This window comes from Lentibacter algarum (genome assembly GCF_018860975.1).
Lineage (GTDB): Bacteria > Pseudomonadota > Alphaproteobacteria > Rhodobacterales > Rhodobacteraceae > Lentibacter > Lentibacter algarum_A.
Genome location: NZ_JAHKQI010000010.1, coordinates 287,868 through 310,252 on the forward strand (window position 1 = coordinate 287,868; position 22,385 = coordinate 310,252).

General features: G+C 54.4%; 21 protein-coding genes. 6 read left to right on the forward strand and 15 right to left on the reverse strand.

Annotation, left to right across the window (positions count from 1 at the left end):
- Positions 1–120: 120 nt before the first annotated feature.
- Positions 121–579: a GatB/YqeY domain-containing protein gene (locus KO498_RS16690; RefSeq protein WP_215961052.1), complete on the reverse strand. Its 459-nt coding sequence runs from the start codon at positions 577–579 to the stop codon at positions 121–123.
- Between the two features lie 145 nt (positions 580–724).
- Here KO498_RS16690 and carA point away from each other — a divergent pair, with 145 nt between their 5' ends.
- Together carA and KO498_RS16700 are read left to right on the forward strand one after the other, a co-directional pair.
- Complete coding sequence (gene carA / locus KO498_RS16695; RefSeq protein WP_215961053.1) at positions 725–1,879, forward strand: glutamine-hydrolyzing carbamoyl-phosphate synthase small subunit; 1,155 nt, start codon at positions 725–727, stop codon at positions 1,877–1,879.
- A 185-nt stretch (positions 1,880–2,064) separates the two neighbouring features.
- Positions 2,065–3,879, forward strand: a complete 1,815-nt coding sequence (locus KO498_RS16700; RefSeq protein WP_252731514.1) for a glycosyltransferase family 2 protein — start codon at positions 2,065–2,067, stop codon at positions 3,877–3,879.
- On the opposite strand, the gene KO498_RS16705 is transcribed toward KO498_RS16700, so the two are convergent.
- Positions 3,847–4,494, reverse strand: a complete 648-nt coding sequence (locus KO498_RS16705) for a GntR family transcriptional regulator (RefSeq protein ID WP_215961055.1) — start codon at positions 4,492–4,494, stop codon at positions 3,847–3,849. The genes KO498_RS16700 and KO498_RS16705 overlap by 33 nt on opposite strands.
- Before the next feature lie 99 nt (positions 4,495–4,593).
- On the opposite strand from KO498_RS16705, the gene KO498_RS16710 reads away from it, so the two are divergent.
- Positions 4,594–5,238: a pyrimidine 5'-nucleotidase gene (locus KO498_RS16710; RefSeq protein WP_215961056.1), complete on the forward strand. Its 645-nt coding sequence runs from the start codon at positions 4,594–4,596 to the stop codon at positions 5,236–5,238.
- A 107-nt stretch (positions 5,239–5,345) separates the two neighbouring features.
- Complete coding sequence (locus tag KO498_RS16715; RefSeq protein WP_215961057.1) at positions 5,346–6,548, forward strand: UbiH/UbiF family hydroxylase; 1,203 nt, start codon at positions 5,346–5,348, stop codon at positions 6,546–6,548.
- Here the strand turns inward: KO498_RS16715 and KO498_RS16720 are convergent.
- The 3 genes from KO498_RS16720 to KO498_RS16730 are packed head-to-tail and all read right to left on the reverse strand — an operon-like array spanning position 6,545 to position 8,636.
- Positions 6,545–7,669: an aminotransferase class V-fold PLP-dependent enzyme gene (locus KO498_RS16720; RefSeq protein ID WP_215961058.1), complete on the reverse strand. Its 1,125-nt coding sequence runs from the start codon at positions 7,667–7,669 to the stop codon at positions 6,545–6,547. The genes KO498_RS16715 and KO498_RS16720 overlap by 4 nt on opposite strands.
- Before the next feature lie 59 nt (positions 7,670–7,728).
- Complete coding sequence (locus KO498_RS16725; protein ID WP_215961059.1) at positions 7,729–8,184, reverse strand: Lrp/AsnC family transcriptional regulator; 456 nt, start codon at positions 8,182–8,184, stop codon at positions 7,729–7,731.
- Positions 8,181–8,636 (reverse strand): Lrp/AsnC family transcriptional regulator, encoded by a 456-nt coding sequence (locus tag KO498_RS16730; RefSeq protein WP_215961319.1) that lies wholly within the window; start codon positions 8,634–8,636, stop codon positions 8,181–8,183. Before KO498_RS16730 ends, KO498_RS16725 begins: the two co-directional genes overlap by 4 nt.
- Before the next feature lie 111 nt (positions 8,637–8,747).
- On the opposite strand from KO498_RS16730, the gene ilvC reads away from it, so the two are divergent.
- The gene (ilvC, locus tag KO498_RS16735) at positions 8,748–9,797 is read left to right on the forward strand and encodes a ketol-acid reductoisomerase (RefSeq protein ID WP_354667683.1); all 1,050 of its coding nucleotides are present in this window, start codon (positions 8,748–8,750) and stop codon (positions 9,795–9,797) included.
- A gap of 86 nt (positions 9,798–9,883) precedes the next feature.
- On the forward strand, positions 9,884–10,789 hold the full coding sequence (locus KO498_RS16740) for a DMT family transporter (protein ID WP_215961061.1): 906 nt from the start codon (positions 9,884–9,886) through the stop codon (positions 10,787–10,789).
- Here the strand turns inward: KO498_RS16740 and glmM are convergent.
- From glmM to KO498_RS16790, 10 genes are all read right to left on the reverse strand, one after another.
- On the reverse strand, positions 10,786–12,129 hold the full coding sequence (gene glmM, locus KO498_RS16745) for a phosphoglucosamine mutase (RefSeq protein ID WP_215961062.1): 1,344 nt from the start codon (positions 12,127–12,129) through the stop codon (positions 10,786–10,788). The two genes, KO498_RS16740 and glmM, sit on opposite strands and share 4 nt — an antisense overlap.
- Before the next feature lies 1 nt (position 12,130).
- On the reverse strand, positions 12,131–13,141 hold the full coding sequence (folP, locus tag KO498_RS16750) for a dihydropteroate synthase (protein ID WP_215961063.1): 1,011 nt from the start codon (positions 13,139–13,141) through the stop codon (positions 12,131–12,133).
- 38 nt (positions 13,142–13,179) lie between these two features.
- On the reverse strand, positions 13,180–14,103 hold the full coding sequence (locus KO498_RS16755) for a dihydroneopterin aldolase (protein ID WP_215961320.1): 924 nt from the start codon (positions 14,101–14,103) through the stop codon (positions 13,180–13,182).
- A gap of 102 nt (positions 14,104–14,205) precedes the next feature.
- The gene (locus tag KO498_RS16760; RefSeq protein WP_215961064.1) at positions 14,206–14,829 is read right to left on the reverse strand and encodes a cell wall hydrolase; all 624 of its coding nucleotides are present in this window, start codon (positions 14,827–14,829) and stop codon (positions 14,206–14,208) included.
- A 170-nt stretch (positions 14,830–14,999) separates the two neighbouring features.
- Entirely contained in the window at positions 15,000–17,522 is a 2,523-nt protein-coding gene (ppdK, locus tag KO498_RS16765) for a pyruvate, phosphate dikinase (protein ID WP_215961065.1), read from the reverse strand.
- A gap of 88 nt (positions 17,523–17,610) precedes the next feature.
- A complete protein-coding gene (glyS, locus tag KO498_RS16770) occupies positions 17,611–19,836 on the reverse strand; it encodes a glycine--tRNA ligase subunit beta (RefSeq protein WP_215961066.1) in 2,226 nt (741 codons plus the stop codon).
- A 50-nt stretch (positions 19,837–19,886) separates the two neighbouring features.
- Complete coding sequence (locus KO498_RS16775) at positions 19,887–20,030, reverse strand: glycine--tRNA ligase subunit beta (protein ID WP_215961067.1); 144 nt, start codon at positions 20,028–20,030, stop codon at positions 19,887–19,889.
- Positions 20,031–20,063: 33 nt separating this feature from the next.
- The gene (locus KO498_RS16780) at positions 20,064–20,549 is read right to left on the reverse strand and encodes a DUF6446 family protein (protein ID WP_252731515.1); all 486 of its coding nucleotides are present in this window, start codon (positions 20,547–20,549) and stop codon (positions 20,064–20,066) included.
- A 32-nt stretch (positions 20,550–20,581) separates the two neighbouring features.
- Positions 20,582–21,253, reverse strand: coding sequence for an FkbM family methyltransferase (locus KO498_RS16785; RefSeq protein ID WP_215961069.1), 672 nt, complete (start codon positions 21,251–21,253; stop codon positions 20,582–20,584).
- Entirely contained in the window at positions 21,250–22,179 is a 930-nt protein-coding gene (locus KO498_RS16790; protein ID WP_215961070.1) for a glycine--tRNA ligase subunit alpha, read from the reverse strand. Before KO498_RS16790 ends, KO498_RS16785 begins: the two co-directional genes overlap by 4 nt.
- Positions 22,180–22,385: the final 206 nt, after the last annotated feature.

Below are 22,385 nucleotides of genomic sequence, written 5' to 3' on the forward strand. Positions count from 1 at the left end.
ACTGTGGTATGCACTGCTATATGCACGCAGTGTGCAGGCATATTTGCAGGCCCGGCCGCGTTAACACGACTGAACGGTGGCTTTTTGAAATGTTATGTAAGATTACTGAGTGTTAACAACTCAGCCGCCAGTCAGCGCAGCCTTAACCATTGGGCCGACAGCACCGAAGTCGATCTGGCCGGTGTATTTCGCTTTCAGCGCGCCCATGACTTTGCCCATGTCGCGGATGCTGTCAGCACCCGTCTCGGCGATCGCCTCAGCAACAACTTTTTGCACTTCGGCCTCGCCAAGCTGGCGTGGCAAATACTCTTCGATGATCAAGATCTCGGCACGCTCGCGCTCGGCCAGATCAAGGCGGTTGCCTTCTTCATAGGCGCGCGCGCTTTCCTGCCGTTGCTTGACCATCTTGCCCAGAATTGCGAGCACCTCGTCTTCGCTCACGCTTTCCTCGCGGCCTTCGCCACGCGCGGCAATCTCACGGTCTTTGATCGCAGCATTGATCAGCCGCAAAGTTGAAAGCCGGCTTGCATCTTTGTCTCGCATTGCTTGCTTCAAAGCGCTGTTGATCGTGTCTCGCATGGGTGCTGCCTATTCCATAAAACTTGCGTTAAGTGGCCCTTACTAACGAAACTTGACGCCCCTGACAACAGCGCAGAACCGCCCCTTGACCCGAACTGCACAGGGGCATACTTATCGACAAATTTATCAGCCGGAGCGACTCGTTATGACGCAGGAGACCCCTACGCACCCGACAGCATGTCTAGCCCTCGCAGATGGCTCGGTGTTCTACGGAATAGGCTTCGGTGCCACGGGTCAGCGCGTGGCCGAGCTTTGTTTCAACACCGCGATGACCGGCTATCAGGAGATCATGACCGACCCCTCCTATGCCGGGCAGATCGTGACCTTCACCTTCCCTCATATTGGCAATACCGGCGTCAATGCCGAAGACGATGAAACCGCTGATCCGGTTGCCGATGGTATGGTTGTGAAGTGGGATCCAACCGAGCCAAGCAACTGGCGCGCAACAGAAAAACTCGGATCATGGCTGGCGGCACGGGGTCGTGTTGCGATTGGCGGAATAGACACCCGCCGGCTGACTCGCCTCATTCGTCAGCAAGGCTCGCCGCATGTCGCTTTGGCGCATGATCCCGAGGGCAAGTTTGATATCGAAGCGCTGGTTGCAAAGGCACGGGCATTTGCCGGGCTTGAGGGTATGGATCTCGCCAAAGAGGTGACCTGTGCGCAGTCCTATCGCTGGAACGAAATGCGTTGGGCATGGCCGGAGGGCTACAGCACTCAGGACGCGCCCAAGCACAAGGTCGTCGCGGTCGATTTTGGCGCCAAGCGGAATATTCTGCGCTGTCTGGCCTCAGCGGGTTGCGACGTTACGGTGCTTCCGGCGACGGCCACAGCCGAGGAAATCCTGGCGCATGAACCGGATGGTGTGTTTCTCTCTAACGGCCCCGGAGATCCGGCTGCAACAGGTGAATACGCTGTGCCGATGATCCGCGAAATTCTCGACACCACGGCTTTGCCGGTGTTCGGAATTTGCCTTGGTCACCAAATGCTCGCGCTGGCACTCGGCGGCAAAACCGTCAAGATGAACCACGGTCACCATGGCGCCAACCATCCGGTTAAAGACAAGCAGACCGGCAAGGTTGAGATCACCTCGATGAACCACGGGTTTGCTGTCGATGGGCAGACCTTGCCTGACGGTGTTGTCGAGACGCATGTATCGCTGTTTGACGGGTCCAATTGCGGCATCGCGATGCAAGACCGTCCGGTCTTTTCTGTGCAGCACCACCCCGAAGCAAGCCCCGGCCCGCAAGACAGTTTTTACCTGTTTCAAAAGTTCGCGGCCGACATGGCCGCGCGTTAAGGTTTCCTTTCGGCTCCTTAACACACTGTTAAGGTTCGCTTAACAGCACGTTAACCAAACTTGTCTAACCTCCAAATGGCTCTGGAGTTTGACAACCAATGGTTAGCACTGCCCTAAAAGACACAACCCGCCCCAACAATTTCCCCCGCCACCTCCTCCGCGCGGGCTGTATTTCGGCGAGCCAATTGCTTTATGCACAAGCACAATCTTCCCAGCTTGATTGCCGTTTGAGCGATGTTTTATTAGCTGAAGGCATACTTACCGAAGCACAATTGACCGAGGCATTTGCGCGCTATCTTGAGTTGCCTCTTGTCGACATAGTCCAAGACCCTCCTGAACTGGACTTGGGACAAAACTACGATCCTGCATTGATGCTCCGGCACAGAGTAATCCCTTGGCGAATCGTCAACGGTAGAACCGTGCTGCTTGCCAGTAACTCAGACGACTTTGCTGCATTTGTCACGAGCCTACACTTGCCTCCGGTGCAATTCGAATTGGCACTTGCACTACCAACGCAGATCGAAACTCACATCATACAAAACCACAGGCAATATCTGACTGAACGCGCATCGTCTCGTGTTCCCGAAGATGAAAGCTGCCGAACTTGGGAAAAGCACACCAGTATGCGCCGGCTTGGCATTACTATCGTTGGCTTAGCCGGTCTGCTTACGATGATCGTTCTATTTCCAAAGGAAGTGTTTGCGATCTTTGCACTCTGGGCTACGGCCACGCTTGTTGTCTCCGCGGTCATGCGATTGCTTGCTTTTGCGGCAGAAAAATCAACGGTGCCCGATCAACTTCCGCCCGAATGCCCACCCGATGCTTTGCCGAGAATATCCGTGCTCGTTCCGCTCTTCAAAGAACGAGAAATTGCGAGCGTGTTGCTAAAACGATTATCGCGACTAACTTACCCGAAAGCAAAACTCGAAGTCGTTCTTGCCGTTGAAGAAACTGACAGTATGACGCGTGACGCATTGCGGAAAAGTGAGTTGCCAAACTGGATGAAAATCGTCGTCGTCCCCGAAGGTTCTCCAAAAACCAAACCCCGCGCTATGAACTACGCACTCGATTTTTGCGCCGGAGACATCATCGGAATCTGGGATGCAGAAGATGCCCCGGCGCCCGATCAGCTTGAAACTGTTGCCCGACATTTTGCCAGCGCCCCTGAAAATCTTGTATGTCTGCAAGGAATTCTAGATTACTACAACAGTAGGCAGAACTGGCTAGCTCGTTGTTTTACAATAGAATACGCCGCTTGGTTTCGACTCATTCTTCCCGGTATGTCGCGGCTGGGTTTAGCAATACCACTTGGCGGCACAACGTTGTTTTTCAAACGAAGAGCATTAGAAGAATTGGGCGGATGGGATGCACATAACGTCACCGAAGACGCTGACTTGGGCTTTCGCCTTGCGCGCCACGGGTATCGCACCGACGTCATATCAACCAGAACCGGCGAGGAAGCAAATTGCCGGATTTGGCCTTGGATCCGGCAGCGTTCGAGGTGGTTGAAGGGTTATCTCGTGACGTATTTTGTCCACATGCGACACCCGTTACTTCTCTGGAAGCAGTTGGGAACATGGAAATTTCTCGGCTTTCAAGCACACTTCGTTTCTGCTCTGTCGCAGTTTATCCTTGCTCCTGTGCTCTGGAGTTTTTGGTTGGTCATTTTTGGCCTACCACACCCGCTGGAGCAATTTGTCAGCCATGATATTCTTCTGTTTTTAGGGCTGTCATTTCTGGCGATTGAAGTGTTGAACGCGTTGATCAACGCAACGGCCGTTGCACGACCAGACCTCAAGCATTTGCTGATGTGGGTGCCAACCATGCATTTTTACTATCCCCTAGGCGCAATTGCCGCCTACAAAGCACTGTATGAGCTCGTTCTAAAACCATTCTACTGGGACAAAACCCAGCACGGGATATCTTTGAAGCAAGCTGTCGAGATCAGCGACACCGCACCAACGAAACTAGATAGACGGGTTCCCGGCGTCGAGCTTTAGACGGGTCATAAACGCCTTGGAGATATGCTCTTTCAACGACTCTCTAGCGGCCTCTTCATCACGCTGTTCGATCGCAATGACGATCTGCTCATGTTCTCGAAGAGCCTTACTGCTTCGCCCTTCAGCCGCAAGTGATGTTGTCGCCATCAGCGCCATTGACTGGTGCACAAGGTTAAGTTGTTGCACCAGAAAACGATTGTGGGAGGCAAGGTGAAGCTGCCGGTGAAACCGTCGGTTGGCTTGTGCAAGCAACGTCGGATTATCAACCAAGGCCCTGTCTTCCTCGACCATATCTCGCAGCACACGCATCTCTTCGTCTGTCGCATGGCGCGCCGCTAATTGCGCGGCCAAGCCCTCGAGTTCTGTGCGCACGGCGTAGAGTTCGGCCATCTGATTGTGGTCTAGTGATGCGACAATGAGGCTTCGCCCGTCGCGAGCCAATAGAGACTGCGTTTCGAGACGTTGCAACGCCTCACGGATTGGTGTTCGTGACACGCCAAAGCGCTCGGCAAGCTCGTTTTCAACCAGCCTGTGCCCCGGCTTGTATACGCCTTGATCTATCGCTTCCAGGATCAGTTTATAGGCATCTTTGTTCTGGGTTTTCTGGTCGTTCATCGGGCCCTGCTATATTTATCAACTCAGACTACCCGCATGCCTCGCCAAAGCAAACCACCATCTGTTGCATGGTCACACAAACAATCGTAGCTTCGCCAAATGTTGAAAACTGCTTTCAAATCTGTCGACACTTGGATCTTTGATCTCGACAACACCCTCTATCCACCGCACATGCGGCTTTTCGATCAGATCGAAGTGAAGATGATCGAGTTTGTGATGCGTGAAATCGGCGTTTCCCGCGAAGATGCGAACCATATGCGTCATAACTATTGGGCCCAATACGGCACAACACTCGCCGGGCTGATGCACCACCACGACATTGACCCTGAGCCCTATCTTGCTGAGGTGCATGACATTTCTTTTGAACCACTCAAAAGTGATCCAGAGCTTTCCACGGCGATCAAGAACTTACCTGGACGGAAGATCATATACACCAACGGTTCGGCCCCATATGCCGAAAAAGTTGTTGAATCGCGTGGGCTTGCGGGCCTTTTTGATGACATTTACGGTGTCGAACATGCGAGCTTTCACCCAAAGCCGCAACAATCTGCCTTTGAGCAAGTATTCACCAAAGCCGCGGTATTTCCTGAGACGTCAGCAATGTTTGAAGATGACCCGCGCAACTTATCTGTTCCGCATTCTATGGGCCTAAGGACAGTGCTTGTAGCTCCAAAGCCCATGCTCGCAGAGCACATACATTTCCACACCGATGATTTAACAGGCTTTCTCCGAAACTTGCGTTGATAGGGCATTGACCCAATCGATGCGATGATTTCTCGCAGTATCAGGCTACGATCGCGCCTTGGCTTCCCCTTAAAGGCACCCTATTTTGCCGACAAAGGAGGCCACGAATGCCAACAGAAACAGCCGACATTTTCATCTCCGGTGGCGGTATCGCTGGGATGCTGGCTGCAATCTCGTTTGGCAAACTCGGGTTTTCTGTCATTTGTGCCGACCCCACTGTTCCTGTCACTGATCAAGGCGCAAAGGGAGCTGACACCCGCTCGACAGCGTTCTTGCAACCCGCCCGGGCCCTGCTCATGGAAGCCGGGCTGTGGGAATCGCTCGCACCTTTTGCAGCGCCATTGCAAACCATGCGGATTATTGACGCGGGTGGCGCCGATGCGCAGCCAAGAGTTCAGACAGAGTTTAACGCCGCCGATATCTCTGAAGAACCTTTTGGCTGGAACTTTCCGAACTGGCTTTTGCGTCGCGAATGCCTCGCCGAGATCGGCGCGCGGCCGAACATTGATCTGCGATTGGGCGTTGGCGTGCACGCCGTTCTGACACGCACAGACCACGCGCATATCACCTTGAGCGATGGTTCCCAAATAATGGCCAAGCTGCTTATTGGCGCTGACGGACGCTCTTCAACTGTGCGATCACAACTTGGAATTGGAGTGAAAACAAAGCGTTACGGGCAAAAGGCTTTGGCGTTCACAGTTACGCATCCAACACCTCATCAGAATGTCTCAACCGAAATTCACCGCACCGGCGGACCTTTCACGCTGGTTCCGCTTCCAGATGCCAACGGCTTACCCGCCTCTGCTGTCGTCTGGATGGAGCGTAGCGCTGAGGCCGAGCGCCTAACCGCGTTAAGGCCCGATGCCTTCACTGAAGCCATGAATGCGCGGTCCTGCCTGCTATTTGGCCCTCTCACGCTGACCAGCCCTCGCACACTTTGGCCGATCATCACACAGTATGCTGAACAGATATTTGGCGAGCGCACAGCGCTTATTGCGGAGGCCGCGCATGTTGTTCCGCCCATCGGCGCGCAGGGGTTAAACATGTCGCTCGGAGATCTGAGTTGTCTGCTAGAACTTTCAAAAGCAGCGCCCGATGCGCTTGGAAGTCGTCAGATGCTTGAAAGATATCACCGCGCGCGTCACGGAGAAATTCGTGCACGCCTCGCCGGTATAGACATGCTCAACCGCGCATCAATGGCGCAGGCGCAACCGCTGCGAGACCTGCGCGCATTGGGGCTTAACGCCATTCACGGGCTCACACCTCTGCGCAAATCGCTGATGCAGCTTGGACTCGGCATGAAACGCTAAAGGACTTGATCAAGCACCGTCTTGAGCCGTGTCATCGTTGCGTCAACGTCATACAGCTTGTCGAGGCCAAATAGGCCCAACCGGAAGGTCATGAAACCTTCGGGCTCGTCGCAAGCCAGAGGCACACCCGCAGCGATCTGCATGCCGAGCGCGGCGAACTTTTTGCCGTTCTGCACTTCTGGGTCAGATGTATAGCTAACCACCACGCCGGGGGCACCAAAGCCCTCGGCTGCGACCGAGCTAACGCCTTTTTCTGCCAACATCGCCCGCACGCCGTCCCCCAAGGCCCATTGCGCATCGCGCAGTTTGTCAAACCCGTAGTCGCGAGTTTCGAGCATTGTGTCACGAAAGGCGCGCAAAGCATCAGTTGGCATGGTTGCGTGATAGGCATGCCCGCCGTTTTCATAGGCTTTCATCATGTCGTGCCACTTTTTAAGGTCTATAGCGAAACTGTCCGAGGAGGTTTTCTCAAGCCGCTCAAGCGCGCGCTCTGACATCATCACCAAACCGGCCGAGGGCGAGGCCGACCAGCCTTTTTGGGGTGCCGAAATCAGAACATCAACACCGGTTGCCTTCATATCAACCCAAGCACAGCCCGAAGCGATGCAGTCGAGCACCATGAGCGCACCGACTTCATGCGCTGCTTTCGCCAAGGCTGTTACATAGCCCTCAGGCAAAATGAGTCCAGCCGAGGTTTCTACATGGGGCGCAAAAACAACGTCGGGTTTGGCTTCTCGGATTGCGGTTGTCACCTCTTCAATAGGTGCTGGAGCAAAGGGGGTCTGTAAACCGTTGCCAGTTTGTCGGGCTTTGAAAACATCCACTTTGTCGGCGAAGTTTCCGGCGTCAAAAATCTGGCTCCAGCGGTAGGAGAACCAGCCATTGCGCACGACAAGCGCGTGCGCACCGGCGCCAAACTGGCGAGCAACCGCCTCCATCGCGTAGGTGCCGCCACCTGGCACAAGCGCCACGGCATCGGCTTTGTATACGTCTTTGAGCATACCCGAAATGTCTTTCATCACCGTTTGAAAGGCTGCGCTCATGTGGTTGAGCGAGCGATCGGTGAAGACAACCGAGAATTCGTCAAGTCCGGTTGGATCTATCGTATCAAGCAAAGCCATTTTTCTCTCCCACTAGGTTTGTACCGAGTTAGCCTGACTTGTAGCAAGGATGCAAACCCCTAAAGCGGCCCGGTCAAACGCTCTTCGCTAAGCAAAACATTTGCTTCAACTTCGCCAGCGCCCGGCAATGTCATGATCCGGCGGCGCAATACTCTCTCAAAATCAGAAATGTCTCGGGCGACGACTTTAAGCCGGTAGTCGTAAAGACCTAGAATATGCTCGATGGTTTGAACCTCCGGGATCGCGGAAACTGCTCGCTCGAAGTCTTCAAGACTAACACGCCCTTTCATCGCCAGTTTTACACCCAGGAAAACTGTAACCCCAAAGCCAAGCTTTTCTTTGTCGAGCACAAGCCGGTTTGCACGCAGAACTCCGGCCTGCTTGAGGCGATTGATGCGCCGCCATGTCGCAGGTTGCGACAGTCCGAGTCCCTGCCCGATAACTGTGGCACTCTGCGTAGCATCGCGCATCAATGCACGGATGATATCCCGATCCATGTCGTCCAGATCAATCATACAGGGAGCACCTCATCTTGCTTAATGCGGGCAACATGCATCAGCGCCTCAATATCGGCGATATGCGGCAAGGTCAGGATCTTACTGCGGTAAATTTGCTGATAATGCGCCATGTCGCGTGCAATGATCGAAAGACGCACATCGACCCGCCCCAAGAACGTCTGAATTTCAAGAACCTCGGATACTTCACGCGCCGCGATGATGAAACCGTCAAAGGCATTGTTTTGTGTCTTGTCCAACGTAACCCGTAGGCTCACTTCGACACTATAGCCCAGTTTTGCCCAGTCGATCTGCGCTTCCTGAGCTTTGATAACGCCGCTTGCTTGCATTTTCTCGATCCGACGCCAGCAAACTGCGGCACTGACATTGCTGCGACTCGCAAGCTCTGCAACAGCAACCTCTGGCGCTGCCTGCATCTGGCGAAGAATACGCCTATCCGTGTCATCAAGCATAAATTTTTCCCAATAATCATTATTGACGAATAAATATTGCGGTTGAACCGCATAATCAAGGGGATTTGAAAAGCAAACACCGCCAATCATAGTATTCTCACGACAAGACAAATTGAACACATCAAAAGGAGCGCCAAGATGCGTGTTTACTACGATCGCGATTGCGACATTAACCTGATCAAAGACAAAAAGGTCGCGATTCTCGGCTATGGCTCACAAGGCCACGCCCACGCGCTTAACTTGCGCGATTCTGGCGCAAAGAACCTTGTTGTTGCCCTACGCGAAGGTTCGGCCTCGGCAAAGAAAGCCGAAGGTGAAGGCCTTACAGTTATGGGCATCGCAGAAGCTGCGGCTTGGTGTGATGTGATCATGTTCACCATGCCGGATGAGCTTCAGGCAGAGACATACAAGAAGTATGTTCACGATAACATCAAACCCGGTGCCGCGATCGCATTCGCCCACGGCCTGAACGTGCACTTCGGCCTCATCGAGCCGAAAGAAGGCATAGACGTGATCATGATGGCCCCTAAAGGCCCTGGCCACACCGTGCGCGGTGAATACCAAAAAGGTGGCGGCGTGCCTTGCCTTGTTGCGGTCGACCATGACGCTACAGGCAAAGCGCTCGAAATCGGCTTGAGCTACTGCTCTGCCATCGGCGGCGGCCGCTCAGGCATTATCGAAACAAATTTCCGCGAAGAATGCGAAACCGATCTCTTTGGTGAACAAGCGGTTCTCTGTGGTGGTCTGGTTGAGCTCATCCGCTGTGGTTTCGAAACGCTGGTTGAAGGCGGGTATGCGCCCGAGATGGCTTACTTTGAATGCTTGCACGAAGTGAAGTTGATCGTTGATCTGATCTATGAAGGCGGCATCGCCAATATGGATTACTCGATCTCGAACACGGCTGAATACGGCCAGTATGTCACTGGCCCGCGCATCATCAAGTATGACGAAACCAAAGCGCGCATGAAAGACGTTCTGACCGACATCCAGCAAGGTAAGTTCGTGCGTGACTTTATGCTTGAAAACGCTGTTGGCCAACCAACGCTGAAAGCTTCACGCCGGGCAAACGATGAGCACATGATCGAAGAGACAGGAGCCAAGCTTCGCGGCATGATGCCTTGGATTTCTGCCGGTAAAATGGTCGACAAAGAAAAGAACTGATCGCTCCGAAGCGAAATGTTCCTGAATTGACCCCGGCCTTGCGTCGGGGTCTTTTTGTTCAAAAGACCGAAACAGGAAGCAATCCAATGCCAGAAATCACCCGAACAAGTTGGCTCGCAATCGTTATATTGGGGTTCGTTTGGGGCGGCACATTCCTGATCATGAAACTCGCGCTGGTTGGCATAACTCCCTTCTGGCTTGCGGCAGGTCGGATCAGCTTTGCCGCAATTCTCACGACAGCAATTTGGCTGATACTCGGTCGCAAAATTTGGCTTGATGACGCGCGTTCATGGGGTGGGCTTGCTACCGTTGGCGCTCTCAGCACTGCGGTTCCCTTTATGTTTCTCAGTTGGGGCCAACAGCATGTCACATCTGGATTTGCGGGCGTATCAATGGCGGCTGTCGCACTCATTGTCTTGCCCCTCGCGCACTTCTATGTGCCCAGCGAACAGATGACATTGCGCAAGACACTCGGCTTTCTCGTCGGTTTTGCCGGCATTGTTCTCTTGATTGGCGCGCAGGCCTTTGAGAGCTCGGGAAGTGAGCTTGAAAGCTTGGGGCGCTTCGCCTGCCTTTGTGCCGCGAGCTGCTATGCCCTTAGTTCAGTTGTCATGCGCCGTCTGCCACCAATCGATACCATAGGTCTCGCTGCCGTGCCGCTTGTCTTCGGAACAATCTTTGTCATACCAATCGCGCTCATTGTTGAAGGGCCTCCTCAGATGCCTGACACCCGAACGCTCATGATTGTAGCCTTTCTCGGCCTCGTCCCGACAGCTGCGGCAACTTACCTGAGAGTCTACGTTATCCGCTCGGCGGGGCCAGTTTTCATGAGTTTGACAAACTACCAAGTCCCGATCTGGTCTGTGGTGCTTGGCGCGTTCTTTCTCAGCGAGCCCCTGCCTGCAAGCCTATTGCTTGCGCTCGTTTTGATACTATCGGGCGTGGCACTAAGCCAATATGGCGCACTTCGCAGATTGTTTGGGAACTCCTAAAGCGCGGCCGTCACAGCGTTAACAATCCCATCAACCGACAGGTTCAAAAGCGCCTCATCTTCGCATTCTGCCATCACACGCACCAAAGGCTCGGTTCCGGATTTGCGGATCAATAGCCGTCCTTTGCCGACAAGATCAGCTTCAACCCGAGCGATCTCGGCCAGCACCGCGGCGTCCTCTAACGGGGTTTGCCCGACTTCATAGCGCACGTTCTTAAGCAACTGCGGAACGGGTTCAAATACATGTGCCAACTCGGAAGCGCGCTTACCTGATCTCACCATCTCAGCCAAAAACTGCAGCCCTGCCATAAGCCCATCGCCGGTTGTGGCGTGGTCTGTCATCACAATATGCCCCGATTGCTCGCCGCCAAGGTTAAAACCACCGCCTCGCATCCGTTCGACAACGTAGCGGTCACCGACGCCAGTCCGCTCTAATCCGATACCCCTGCCCTGTAGGAAGCGTTCAAGCCCCAAGTTTGACATCACCGTCGCCACAAGTGCATTGCCCGCCAGCCGCTCTTCCTCGGCCCAACGAGATGCCAAGAGCCCCATGATCTGATCGCCATCAGCGACTGTTCCAGTCTCGTCAATCAAGATAATACGGTCTGCATCTCCGTCGAGGCAGATACCCACATCAGCTCCATGTGCGACAACAGCTTCCGCGGCAACCTGCGGCTTGGTAGACCCACAGTCAGCGTTAATATTATGCCCGTTAGGTGCCACACCAATCGGAACCACTTCAGCTCCAAGCTCCCACAGAACTTCAGGCGCAGCCTTATATGCCGCCCCATTTGCGCAATCGACCACGACCTTGACGCCCTCAAGCCTCATGCCCTGCGGAAAAGTAGACTTCACACGTTCGATATAGCGAAACCGGCCGTCATCAATACGCTTGGCGCGGCCTATGTTTCTCGCCTGCGCAGGTTCTACTCCGCTTGCAACCAAGGCTTCGATTTCCATTTCGGCCTCATCGGAGAGCTTAAAACCGTCAGGCCCGAAGAACTTAATACCGTTGTCGGCGGCGTGGTTGTGGCTCGCAGAAATCATCACACCAAGATCCGCTCGCATTGATGTTGTCAGCAAACCAACTGCAGGCGTCGGAACAGGGCCGAGCAGTAAGACATTCATGCCGGTGCTCGTTAGGCCCGCTGTGAGGGCACTTTCGAACATATAGCCCGATAACCGCGTGTCTTTACCGATGACAACACGGTGCGCCGCCGAGTGATCTTTACGAAAGTACCGCCCTACTGCCGCTCCAATCTTGAGCGCCATTTCAGCGGTCATCGGGTGCGTGTTAGCCGTACCGCGCACACCGTCGGTGCCAAACAGTTTTCTTGTCATTCTACTCTCCTCGTGCAACGGCCTGCCAAAGCCGTATCGCCTGTTTAGTTTCGGCAACATCGTGAACACGCAAGATTTGCACACCTTGTGCAAGCCCCGCAAGGCCGACTGCGACTGAGCCGGAAACCCTGTCTCTTGCCAACGGGGTTTGGCCAATCTTGCCAATAAACCCCTTGCGCGACACACCCAACAGGAGCGCACACCCCAACCCATGAAAGACACTCATGCCGTTCAGGAGCGCCAGGTTGTGCGCTTGCGTTTTGCCAAACCCGATACCAGGATCAAGCACGACGCGAGATCGATCAATGCCGAGGCTTTCCAGCATCGCTAGTTGTGTTTCCAAAAAGTCATAAACGTCGAGAAGGACATCGCGGTAAACAGGGTTTCTCTGCATCGTCATCGGATCGCCTTGCGCATGCATTGCAAACACCGGCACATCATTCTCCGCACAAAGCTGCGCTAGATCAGCGTCAAAAGTGAACCCAGACACATCATTAACCATGTCAGCGCCGTGCTGGATTGCAGCCTTCGCGACCGTGCATTTGCGAGTATCTATCGAAATCGGCGTGGAAAGTTTGCTACGGATTGCTTCGATCACCGGTGCCGTGCGCGCAATTTCGGCTTCGTGGGGCACTTCTGTTGCGCCCGGACGTGTGCTCTCGCCACCAATATCGATGATGTCCGCTCCATCAGCGACCATCCTTTCAGCATAGGCCAAGGCCTGTGCAGCCCCTGAAAAGCGGCCGCCATCGGAGAAGCTGTCAGGCGTTACATTCAATATGCCCATAATGCGGGCTTCATCTAGGCTGAGGGCACCAAGTGGTTGGCGCAGGCTTGTCAGGTTTTGCAAAACATCCGCAGGCAAGCGCTCAACAGGAATATAACTCCCGCGCTTGGTTCGGCTTACCACCTCAGCATGTGTAAACCAACAAGGTCCACCCGCCAATTGCGCGGCGTTATCTGGGCGGAAAGATCCGGTATGAACTAGTGGACGATAATAATAACGGCTCATAAGCATTCTTGACGCATTTCAACCTGCTAACGCAAGTGTCAGATACGATCAGTCTCAACGTCGATGCTGCGAACCGGAAATCCGACCGCGTCTGCCCCGACTTCTGCACCAATCGCAAGAAAGCCAAAGGCGTCCATTTCAGTTGCAAACCAAAGAGCAAGCGCAAGCGCGTCAGTCTCTTCAACGGTCGGGCCTTCAACAGAATCCAACACAATTTTTGAAGGTGCCCAAACGCTGATCTGGTTGTTTTTCATCGCCCAATCAAGTTCGGTTCGTGTTTGGACAACCACGCATCGCTTGTCACGCCCGGCAAGAACCCAAGCATTTTGTTCGAGTGAAAGCAGATCAATCCGGCGCTGCGCTTGTCCAACTGCCGAGTTTGGTGCACTAACATCCGGCGCTCCGACGCAAAGCAACAAAGGAGCTTCTTGCGCGCTCAGTTGATCAAGCCAACCTGTTACAAACTCCGAAGTAATCGCTGCATTTGAAAGATAAACCATCTGCGGATGCACGCGCTCTTCGGTGCCTGCTGACTCAACCACATCCGGCAATGCACGAACAATCTCCACGCCGAGCGCACCTGGGCCCCTATCAAGTTTTTCGATGCGCACAAAAACCCGCTCAGCCTGCGGCTCCCACAGGATACGCTCGGCAATCCGCTCGGCCAGGGTTTCCAAAAGGTTCAATCGCTCTTCCGCAAGCGCATCCGCAATTGCCTCCGTCACCTTGTCATACGACAGTATCCGGTCAACATCATCGTCGACTTGTCCGGCAAGAGGCCGCACTTCTACAACGACATTGAAGCAAATCCGCTGGGTGGTGCCGCGCTCCGCCTGAAATGCACCAATTTCGACATCTACAGTATGATCACGCAAGGAAATGCGGTCGAGAGGCCCATCATGGGATGTTGCGCGAGAGCGCTCGTCAGGGTGCTCGAATGCCTGTCTAATTTCGCTCATCAGCCCACTTTCCTTCGGTTCGCACGTTTGTGCTATACAAGCTCGCGCACAAGCTCACATCTCTTCCTCCGCCACTTTGCAGTTCAAAGGCGGCAAGGAGATGTCTTACAGGCGTGTAGGCTGTTTGTAAAAGTGGTGAAACCCGATCGTCGCTGTGCGCGGGAACTTTCGCGCCCATCTCGGGTTTACAGCCTTCGTGTGGTAGTGTGTTGCACCTTTTGTCAAAGGTCTCTTGGCGCCACTCACCATGATTTTGGCAATCTTTCCCACGCTTTCAAATGACTTCGGCTCAGCGATAACTTCAGCTCTTCCATCACAAGTGTAGCTAAACTGACATGCATGTTTCCGCCCGGTGCCCTGGTTGATGACACCACACACGCTATTGGGGTAGCGTTTGCTCGACACGCGGTTCATGATAACCTCGGCTACCGCAAACTGGCCTTTTACGCTTTCACCACGAGCTTCAAAATAGAGAGCCTCTGCAAGGCAACGCCACTCTTTGCCGCCGCGCGGTTTTGGCTGCTTAGCCAACCAAGCATTTGAGTAAGTTACACCGGAGGCCGATTTACGTGCCTCTTTCGATTTGTTCATCAGACTCGCAAGATGGCTCTGCGGAATCGCCTCAAGTGCGCGATGCTCCTTGTCAAAGAGCTTACGAATACTGGCGTCTGCGGCTGCAGAGTTGCTGATCGACACCCCCAAAAGCAGCGCAACAAGTAACCGTATCATATATCCAGACTCTCCAAGGCTGCCACGAACGATGTGGCCTTCAGTCGGCTGTATTTATGGCGTTAGAGGCTTTTGAGCAAGTTACGCAAACGGCTGCGGGGCCAAACATGTGGCGAATTTACGCCGTTCTATCTGGAAAGATCAGTATCTTGCGGCTGCGTAACAATGCACTACCCTATCTTGTCGAGCAAAGCGAGCTGCGCCGCAGCCAAACGCGCAACAGGAACCCGAAATGGGGAGCAGGAAACATAGTTAAAACCTACATTGCGGCAAAACGCGATCGACTCAGGGTTGCCTCCGTGCTCCCCGCAAATTGACAATGTCAGTTCAGGTTTAGCTTTTCGCCCACGTGAGGCGCCAATTTCTAGAAACTCGCCAACCCCCTCAGTGTCTAGCGTATGAAACGGATCTTCAGGGAAAACACCAAGCCTGACGTATTCCGACATGAAGCGCCCCGCGTCGTCGCGTGAAAGACCGTAGGTCATTTGCGTCAAATCATTGGTGCCGAAACTGAGAAAGGACACATGCGGCGCAATATCAGCCGCCCGCAGCGCGGCGCGCGGGGTCTCAACCATAACGCCAAGGCGGTACTCAAACGCAACTCCGGTTTCTGTGCGAACAGCAGCCGCGACAGCATCTACGCGCGATTGAACCAGCTCGACTTCGCGTTTGGCCGAAACCAGTGGTATCATTATTTCGGGAACAATCGGCTCGCCCTCACGGCTGGCTTCAATTGTCGCTTCAAATATCGCCCGCGCCTGCATGTCATAGATCTCAGGGACAGTCACGCCCAGACGCACGCCGCGCATACCCAGCATCGGGTTGTACTCGCCGAGAGCCTCGACTCGCCGTGTCACGTCAGAAAGCGGCAGATCAAGCGCTTCTGCAAGTTCACGATGGCCAGCTTTGTCGTGCGGCAAGAACTCGTGCAAGGGCGGATCAAGCAAGCGAATGCAGACCGACTTCCCTTGCATGATCTGAAATAGCTCTGTGAAATCGGCGCGCTGCATTGGCAACAGCCTTTCGAGCGCTTCACGGCGATCTTCAGCTCGATCAGCAAAGATCATTTCGCGCATCGGTGTCAGCCTATCAGCCTCAAAGAACATATGTTCAGTGCGGCACAGCCCAATGCCCTCGGCACCAAAATTACGCGCGGTCGCGGCGTCTTTGGGGGTGTCTGCATTGGCTCGTATGTCGATGTCACGCACGTCATCGGCCCAGTCCATCAATTCCCGAAACGAGTCGTCATGAGCGGCTTCCAGCATCTTGGGTTCACCGGCAAGCACTTCACCGGATGTGCCATCAATCGTGATCGTGTCACCCGCGCGAAACACACGTCCGTCAGGTGCGGTAATGCTCTTTTTTCGCATGTTGAACGACAATCCCGACGCGCCAACGACACAAGGCAGGCCAAGCCCCCGCCCGATCACCGCAGCGTGGCTAGTCATACCGCCACGCTCTGTCAACACTGCGGCAGCAGCATGCATACCGCGAACATCCTCTGAGGATGTTTCCCGACGCACCAATACGCAGGCCTCTCCTCGCGCGGCACTGGCTTGCGCTTCGTTGGAGGAAAAGACGATCCTCCCTGTCGCGGCTCCGGGGCTGGCTGCAACAGCGGCAGTCAGACTATCACGCTCAGCTTCCGGATCAACTTGCCGGTGCAGCATTTCATTCAAAGCGCGCGGTTCAATCCGCATCAAAGCTTCTTCGCGAGAAATAATTTTGTCTTTGGCAAGCGAAACAGCAATTCGCACCGCTGCCTGAGCGTTTCGTGTAATTCGCATTCCATCAAGCAAATGCACCTTGCCGTTTTCTAACGCGAATTCGGCCTGCATCTCTTCACGCAACTTTCTACGCATCAAAGCCGTATGGGTTTTCAGCTCGGAAAACGCCTGTGGCGCAAGTTCTTCCAGCGAAGGGCCGCGTTCGTCGGCTTCAAGATAGAGCGACTGTGCGCCTTCTTGCAAAGCGTCGCGCCCCTGGCTTTGAGACAAGTAACGCCCGGTGATTTGTGGTGCACCTGTAAGCGAACTCGCCAGCTGAATCACGCCAGAGCCGCTTTGCCCCTCGCCGTTGCCGACTCCGAACACCATCGCTTGAACAACGAGGCCCAAACCTGCATCGGCTGGTGCGCCCTTGGCCTGCCTTAACAAGCGGGCTGTCGTACCTTCCCAAGCGCGAGCCATCGAGCGTAAAACACCTGTTAGCTGCACTTCAGGATCTTGCGGGAACGGCTCTTCCGCCTCGTCTTCATAGACTCGCAGTGCTTCGGACAAGCCTTCTTGGCCGCTGGCTTCAATGTCCTCGAAAAGGTCAGGATCAAGCCGTGCAACATGCATCGCATAGGCCTGAACAAACCGCAGATACACCTGAGCGGCCGCCCCTTTACCGAGCTTCTCGCTGAGTTCTATATATCGGGCATCGTTCATACCAATGTTCAGAACAGCCCCTGGCCCGCCCCAATCCGGGTCTTCCGAAGACGGGCGCACACACAACAGCGGGGCCTCCCCGAACGGTTCAAGAATTGCCCGCATATCCGGCATTTGACCGGCTGCGATTTCGTGAACAGCATCAAACGAAAGTGCTACGGTTTTGGGCACTGGCAGTTCAAGCCGCAGCAACCGCTGCAAGCATTTTGCCCGACCACCATGTGTATTGGTGGCCAGGTTGCCTGATGCGGTGATCAGCATGATATCTGTTACTTTTTTCTGCACTGCGGCAGATTAAGCTCAACTTTCCGGCGATGGCAAGCTTTCCGTTGATTGCGGCCTGTTCTACTCAGCCTTCGATGTGTGAAAGATCTGCCACAGTTGCACAAACACTCCGAATGCGGCTCAACAAGTTGAGACGGTTGCGCCTCACGATCTCGTTCTCAGCATTTACCTGAACCGCTTCAAAGAAGGCGTCTACAGGCGCACGAAGCCCAGCCATCGCGGCCATCGCGGCACCAAAATCGCTTTGTTCAAGCGCCGGAGCAATCGCTGTGTCAGCGGTGTCGAGCGCCTCGAACAACGTCCGCTCTTCATCGGTTTCGGCAAGCTTGATATCAGCACCAAAACTGTATTCGACACCGTCTTTCTCTTCAGCTTGTGACAAGATGTTATTTGCCCGCTTAAAGCCTTGAATGAGGTTTTCCCCATCATCCGTTGCCAGAAACTCCCCCAAGGCCTCAGCCCGTGCAACAACCTTTGCAAGATCGTCGCTTCCCTCTTTGGCGAGGCAGGCATCAATCACATCGTGGCGAATACCCTCGTCACGCAGGTGCACTTTAAGGCGGTCATGGAAGAACTTCAGCAGATCAACAGAGTTGTCAGGAAGCTCCTCGCCGATCAACTCAGTTACTTTGCCGCCCGCCCGTGTATCAAGCACTGCTCGGTAAGCCGCCTTGAACACACCGTGTTTGGCAATTTCCTGCAATATTTCTTCAAGGGTGTCGATTTCGTCGTCTGCGGCATCACTTTGGTTGAGCGCGATTTTGTGACGCATCAGTTGCGCATCAAGAAAGCGATCAAGCTTGAGCGAAAGCCCGTTTGCCAGCACCAGCCTGATCACGCCCAGCGCCGCGCGACGAAGCGCAAACGGGTCTTTCGAGCCTGTCGGCTTTTCATCTATTGCCCAGAAACCGGTTAGAGTGTCGATCTTGTCGGCCAGAGCAACTGCCACTGACACAGGGTTGCTTGGCACGTCATCAGAAGGCCCGAGCGGAGAATAGTGCTCTTCACACGCAACCGCGACATCGTCAGGCAAGCCGGCGGCCGCAGCATAATAGCGGCCCATAAGGCCTTGGAGTTCCGGAAACTCATAGACCATTTCAGAACTCAAATCCGCCTTGGCGACTTGAGCTGCCTGCTCGGCCAAAGCAGCATCGGCTCCAACCAGCGGTGCGATATCACGCGCCAGCGCAGCAATACGTGCGATACGCGCCGCCTGACTGCCGAGCTTGTTGTGAAATGTTACGCTTTCTAGTTTGTCCGTCCACTCGGACATACCTGCTTTTGCAATCCGCAGATCGTTCTCCCAGAAAAACTTTGCGTCCGACAACCGCGCAAAAAGCACCTTTTGGTTGCCGGCAAGGATCGTAGCGCCCTGATCGGCAGTTTCACGGTTGGCAACTGTCACGAACCGCTCGATACGGCCCGATTTCGCGTTCTTCACCGAGAAAAACTTCTGATGCTCTTTCATCGAGGTTTGCAACACCTCCGGTGGCAATTCCAAGAAGGCTTCGTCGATCTTACCCATCAATACGACTGGCCACTCAACAAGCCCTGCGACCTCGGACAAAAGCCCGCGATCTTCGACCAGTTCAAGCCCGGCGGCGAAAGCCTGATTGCTCGCGTCCTCCCAGATATGGTCAGCCCGTTCGTCAGACGACAACACAACTGAGGCGCGCTTGAGTTTTGCCTCATAATCCTCAAACGAACTGACTGAGAAGCGGCCCGAACTCATGAAACGGTGCCCCTCGGTGTTGTCCGAAACCATGATGCCGTCGATATCCAACGGGACAACAACTGTGCCAGATTCATCTTCCAGTATGCACAAGATCGAGTGCAATGGCCGCACCCAGCGCAGGCTTCCGCTGCCCCAACGCATCGCTTTAGGCCAAGGGAAGTTGCGGATAACGTCCTCAAGCACCTGTGCAACGATCTCGGCGGCTGGGCGTCCGGCTTTTTCTATCAGCGCGAAATAGACAGGGCCCTTTGGTGTTTCACGTTCCTCCAGCGCATCTCGTGATAGACCCGCTCCACGCAAGAATCCTTCAATCGCTTGCTCTGGGGCACCGACTTTAGGCCCTTTTCGTTCTTCCCGCACGGTCGGGCTTTCAGCCAGCAGACCATCAACAGCCAAAGCCAAACGCCGCGGGGTCGAGAAGGCCTTAGCGCCTGCATAGGTCAGGCCCGCTTCGACAAGGCCGTCCGTCATGCGCTTTTGCAAATCTTGTGCCGCACGCGATTGCATCCGCGCGGGAATTTCTTCTGAAAACAGTTCAATCAGTAGATTGGGCATGAGATATTTTCCTTAGTCGGCACAGGCCTAATTGTTACGCTGCGCCATCGTTATTTTGCGGCCTTGGCACCTGCATAGGTCGGGCCCGCATCAACCAAGCCATTGGTGACAAGGCTTTGCAAATCCCTGGCAGCATGCGCTTGTATGCGCGCCGGAATTTCTTCTGAAAAGAGTTCGATTAGCAGATTGGGCATCTTCGAGAGCTTTCTTAAGTCAAGTTTGTGCGGTCAGGGTTTGGGTGGGCAGCCTTCCGGCACCGGGAGGCCGTCAAAGACGACTTTCCCACATTCATTAATCTGGTGCCATGCGAAACCGCGACCATCAGGCATGATAGCCACAACACGGTCAATGCCATACTCGATGTTTCGCTGACCGAGAAAGGCAAACGCTGTGCCGTCATCTATGGCTTCACCAATTTCCACGGCATCGAAACAATCAAACCAGCGTGGAGCAACGAGCGGTTCGGCGCCTTCGTAAGTTTCGTAGGTTTCGGTGATGAGCGCGATACTCTGTTCTGTCTTGAAACAGGCGCGATACCGTATCGGCGAACTGGTTGCATCAATGGCTTCAAAACCGTCATACAGGATCGGCTCGGGCTCACCACTTGCAAGTGAAACGAGTTCAACGTCTGTCTCGCCATTTGCGATCACGTCCTCGTAATAGGCGTACACCTGCAAATAGTAGATCGCGAAGCCCGTGAGCAAAGAAACCATCACTATCCCCAATACAAGTATGCGAGAAACCATCAGCGCCAGTCCCAGTTGATTTCAGGTGCTATCGAGCCCCGCGTTTGCTGCTTAAGCGCGCGGGTCCGGGCCGCCAGTTGCGGGAGAACCCGCTCATGTGTCTCGACGAACATCTTCTGGACGAGCGCGCCAGCAGGTGATGCCAGCAGCGTTTCGATAAGAGCAACTTCTGCGCCCTCGATGTCAACTTTCAGCAGTGCTACAGGGCGAGATGTCTCCAGCAGGAAGGCCGGAAAATCAACGACCTCAACTTCTACAGTCATAGCCTCGCTGGTGCGCGCCTTGCCTGCAACAAGGCTTGATCCGGTGCTATGCCTTTCAGGCGCATCTGCGAAGTTTACGTGCCTGTAGAGCTTCATCACACCACTGGTTTCGGCCGCAGCGGCATTAATAAGTCTGACGTTCTTCAACCCGCCCACCCGTTTTGAGAGCGTTTCAAACGCATGCGGGTCGGGCTCGAAGGCGATGACATCAGCTCCGGTGGCGGCCATCTTTTCGGTAAAGATACCCGCATTTGCACCAAGATCGATTGCAAGGTCACCGGCCTTGAGTGTAGCCAGCGCCGCCTCGAATCCGGCATCGGCCCGAGCGCGCGCACGGGCTTTTTCTCCAGTCAGTTTCCGGATCATAGCGCGGGCCTCAACGCGTAATTTGGCAAGTGCGTGGCTCATGCCACTTGGCCTCCGGCTTCAGTTTGCACGAATGCATCGGCACACATTTTTGACAATGCGCGCACACGGCCAATATAGGCCTGCCGTTCGGTCACCGAGATAACGCCGCGGGCGTCTAGCAAGTTAAACAAGTGCGATGCCTTGATACATTGATCATAAGCCGGATGCACCATGATGATACGTTTGCCGGTTTTGGGGTCATCTGCTTCCTGTGCCAGAATGTTCTGACACTCGGCTTCGGCCTCTTCAAAGTGCCGTAGCAAAACCGATGTATCTGCAACATCAAAGTTCCAACGGCTGTATTCCTGTTCTGTCTGGCGGAAAACATCACCGTATGTCAGTGCAATCGGTGTTTGCGGGTCATTGTATGGCATGTCCATCACATGATCGACGCCCAGAACATACATCGCCAGACGCTCGAGCCCATAGGTGAGTTCGCCGGAAACAGGGTGACAATCATGACCGCCAACTTGCTGAAAGTACGTGAACTGACTGACTTCCATGCCGTCACACCAAACTTCCCAACCAAGGCCCCAGGCGCCAAGCGTCGGGCTTTCCCAATCATCCTCGACAAACCGGATGTCGTGCATGTCCATATCAATGCCGATGGCCTCAAGCGAACCAAGGTAAAGCGCCTGTAAGTCAGGTGGGCTTGGTTTGATCAAGACTTGAAACTGATAGTAATGCTGCAGCCGGTTTGGGTTCTCGCCATAGCGCCCGTCAGTGGGGCGGCGCGAGGGCTGCACATAGGCCGCGGCCCAGGGCACCGAGCCCAACGAGCGCAAAGTCGTCGCCGGGTGAAAGGTGCCCGCCCCGACTTCCATGTCATAGGGTTGCAACACCGCACAGCCTTTCACTGCCCAGTAGGCCTGAAGCCTCAGAATGATCTCCTGAAAGCTTCTCGGTTTGGTTGGTTTATCGGCCATCTCGTCGCCCTATCTGTCGCTCACACCACGTTCGCGCCCTACCTATGCCTCCCAAACGTGCAGGTCAATCAAACCACGGATCAGAGGACGCAATCTCGTGCAAAAAACGAGCATTTCTAGCTGATCACGCGTTATTTGGGTGACCTCAGAATATAATTTGATAAAACGGCTCAAAATGCGCCGATGGTGGTGCTTGAGGCAAGGAT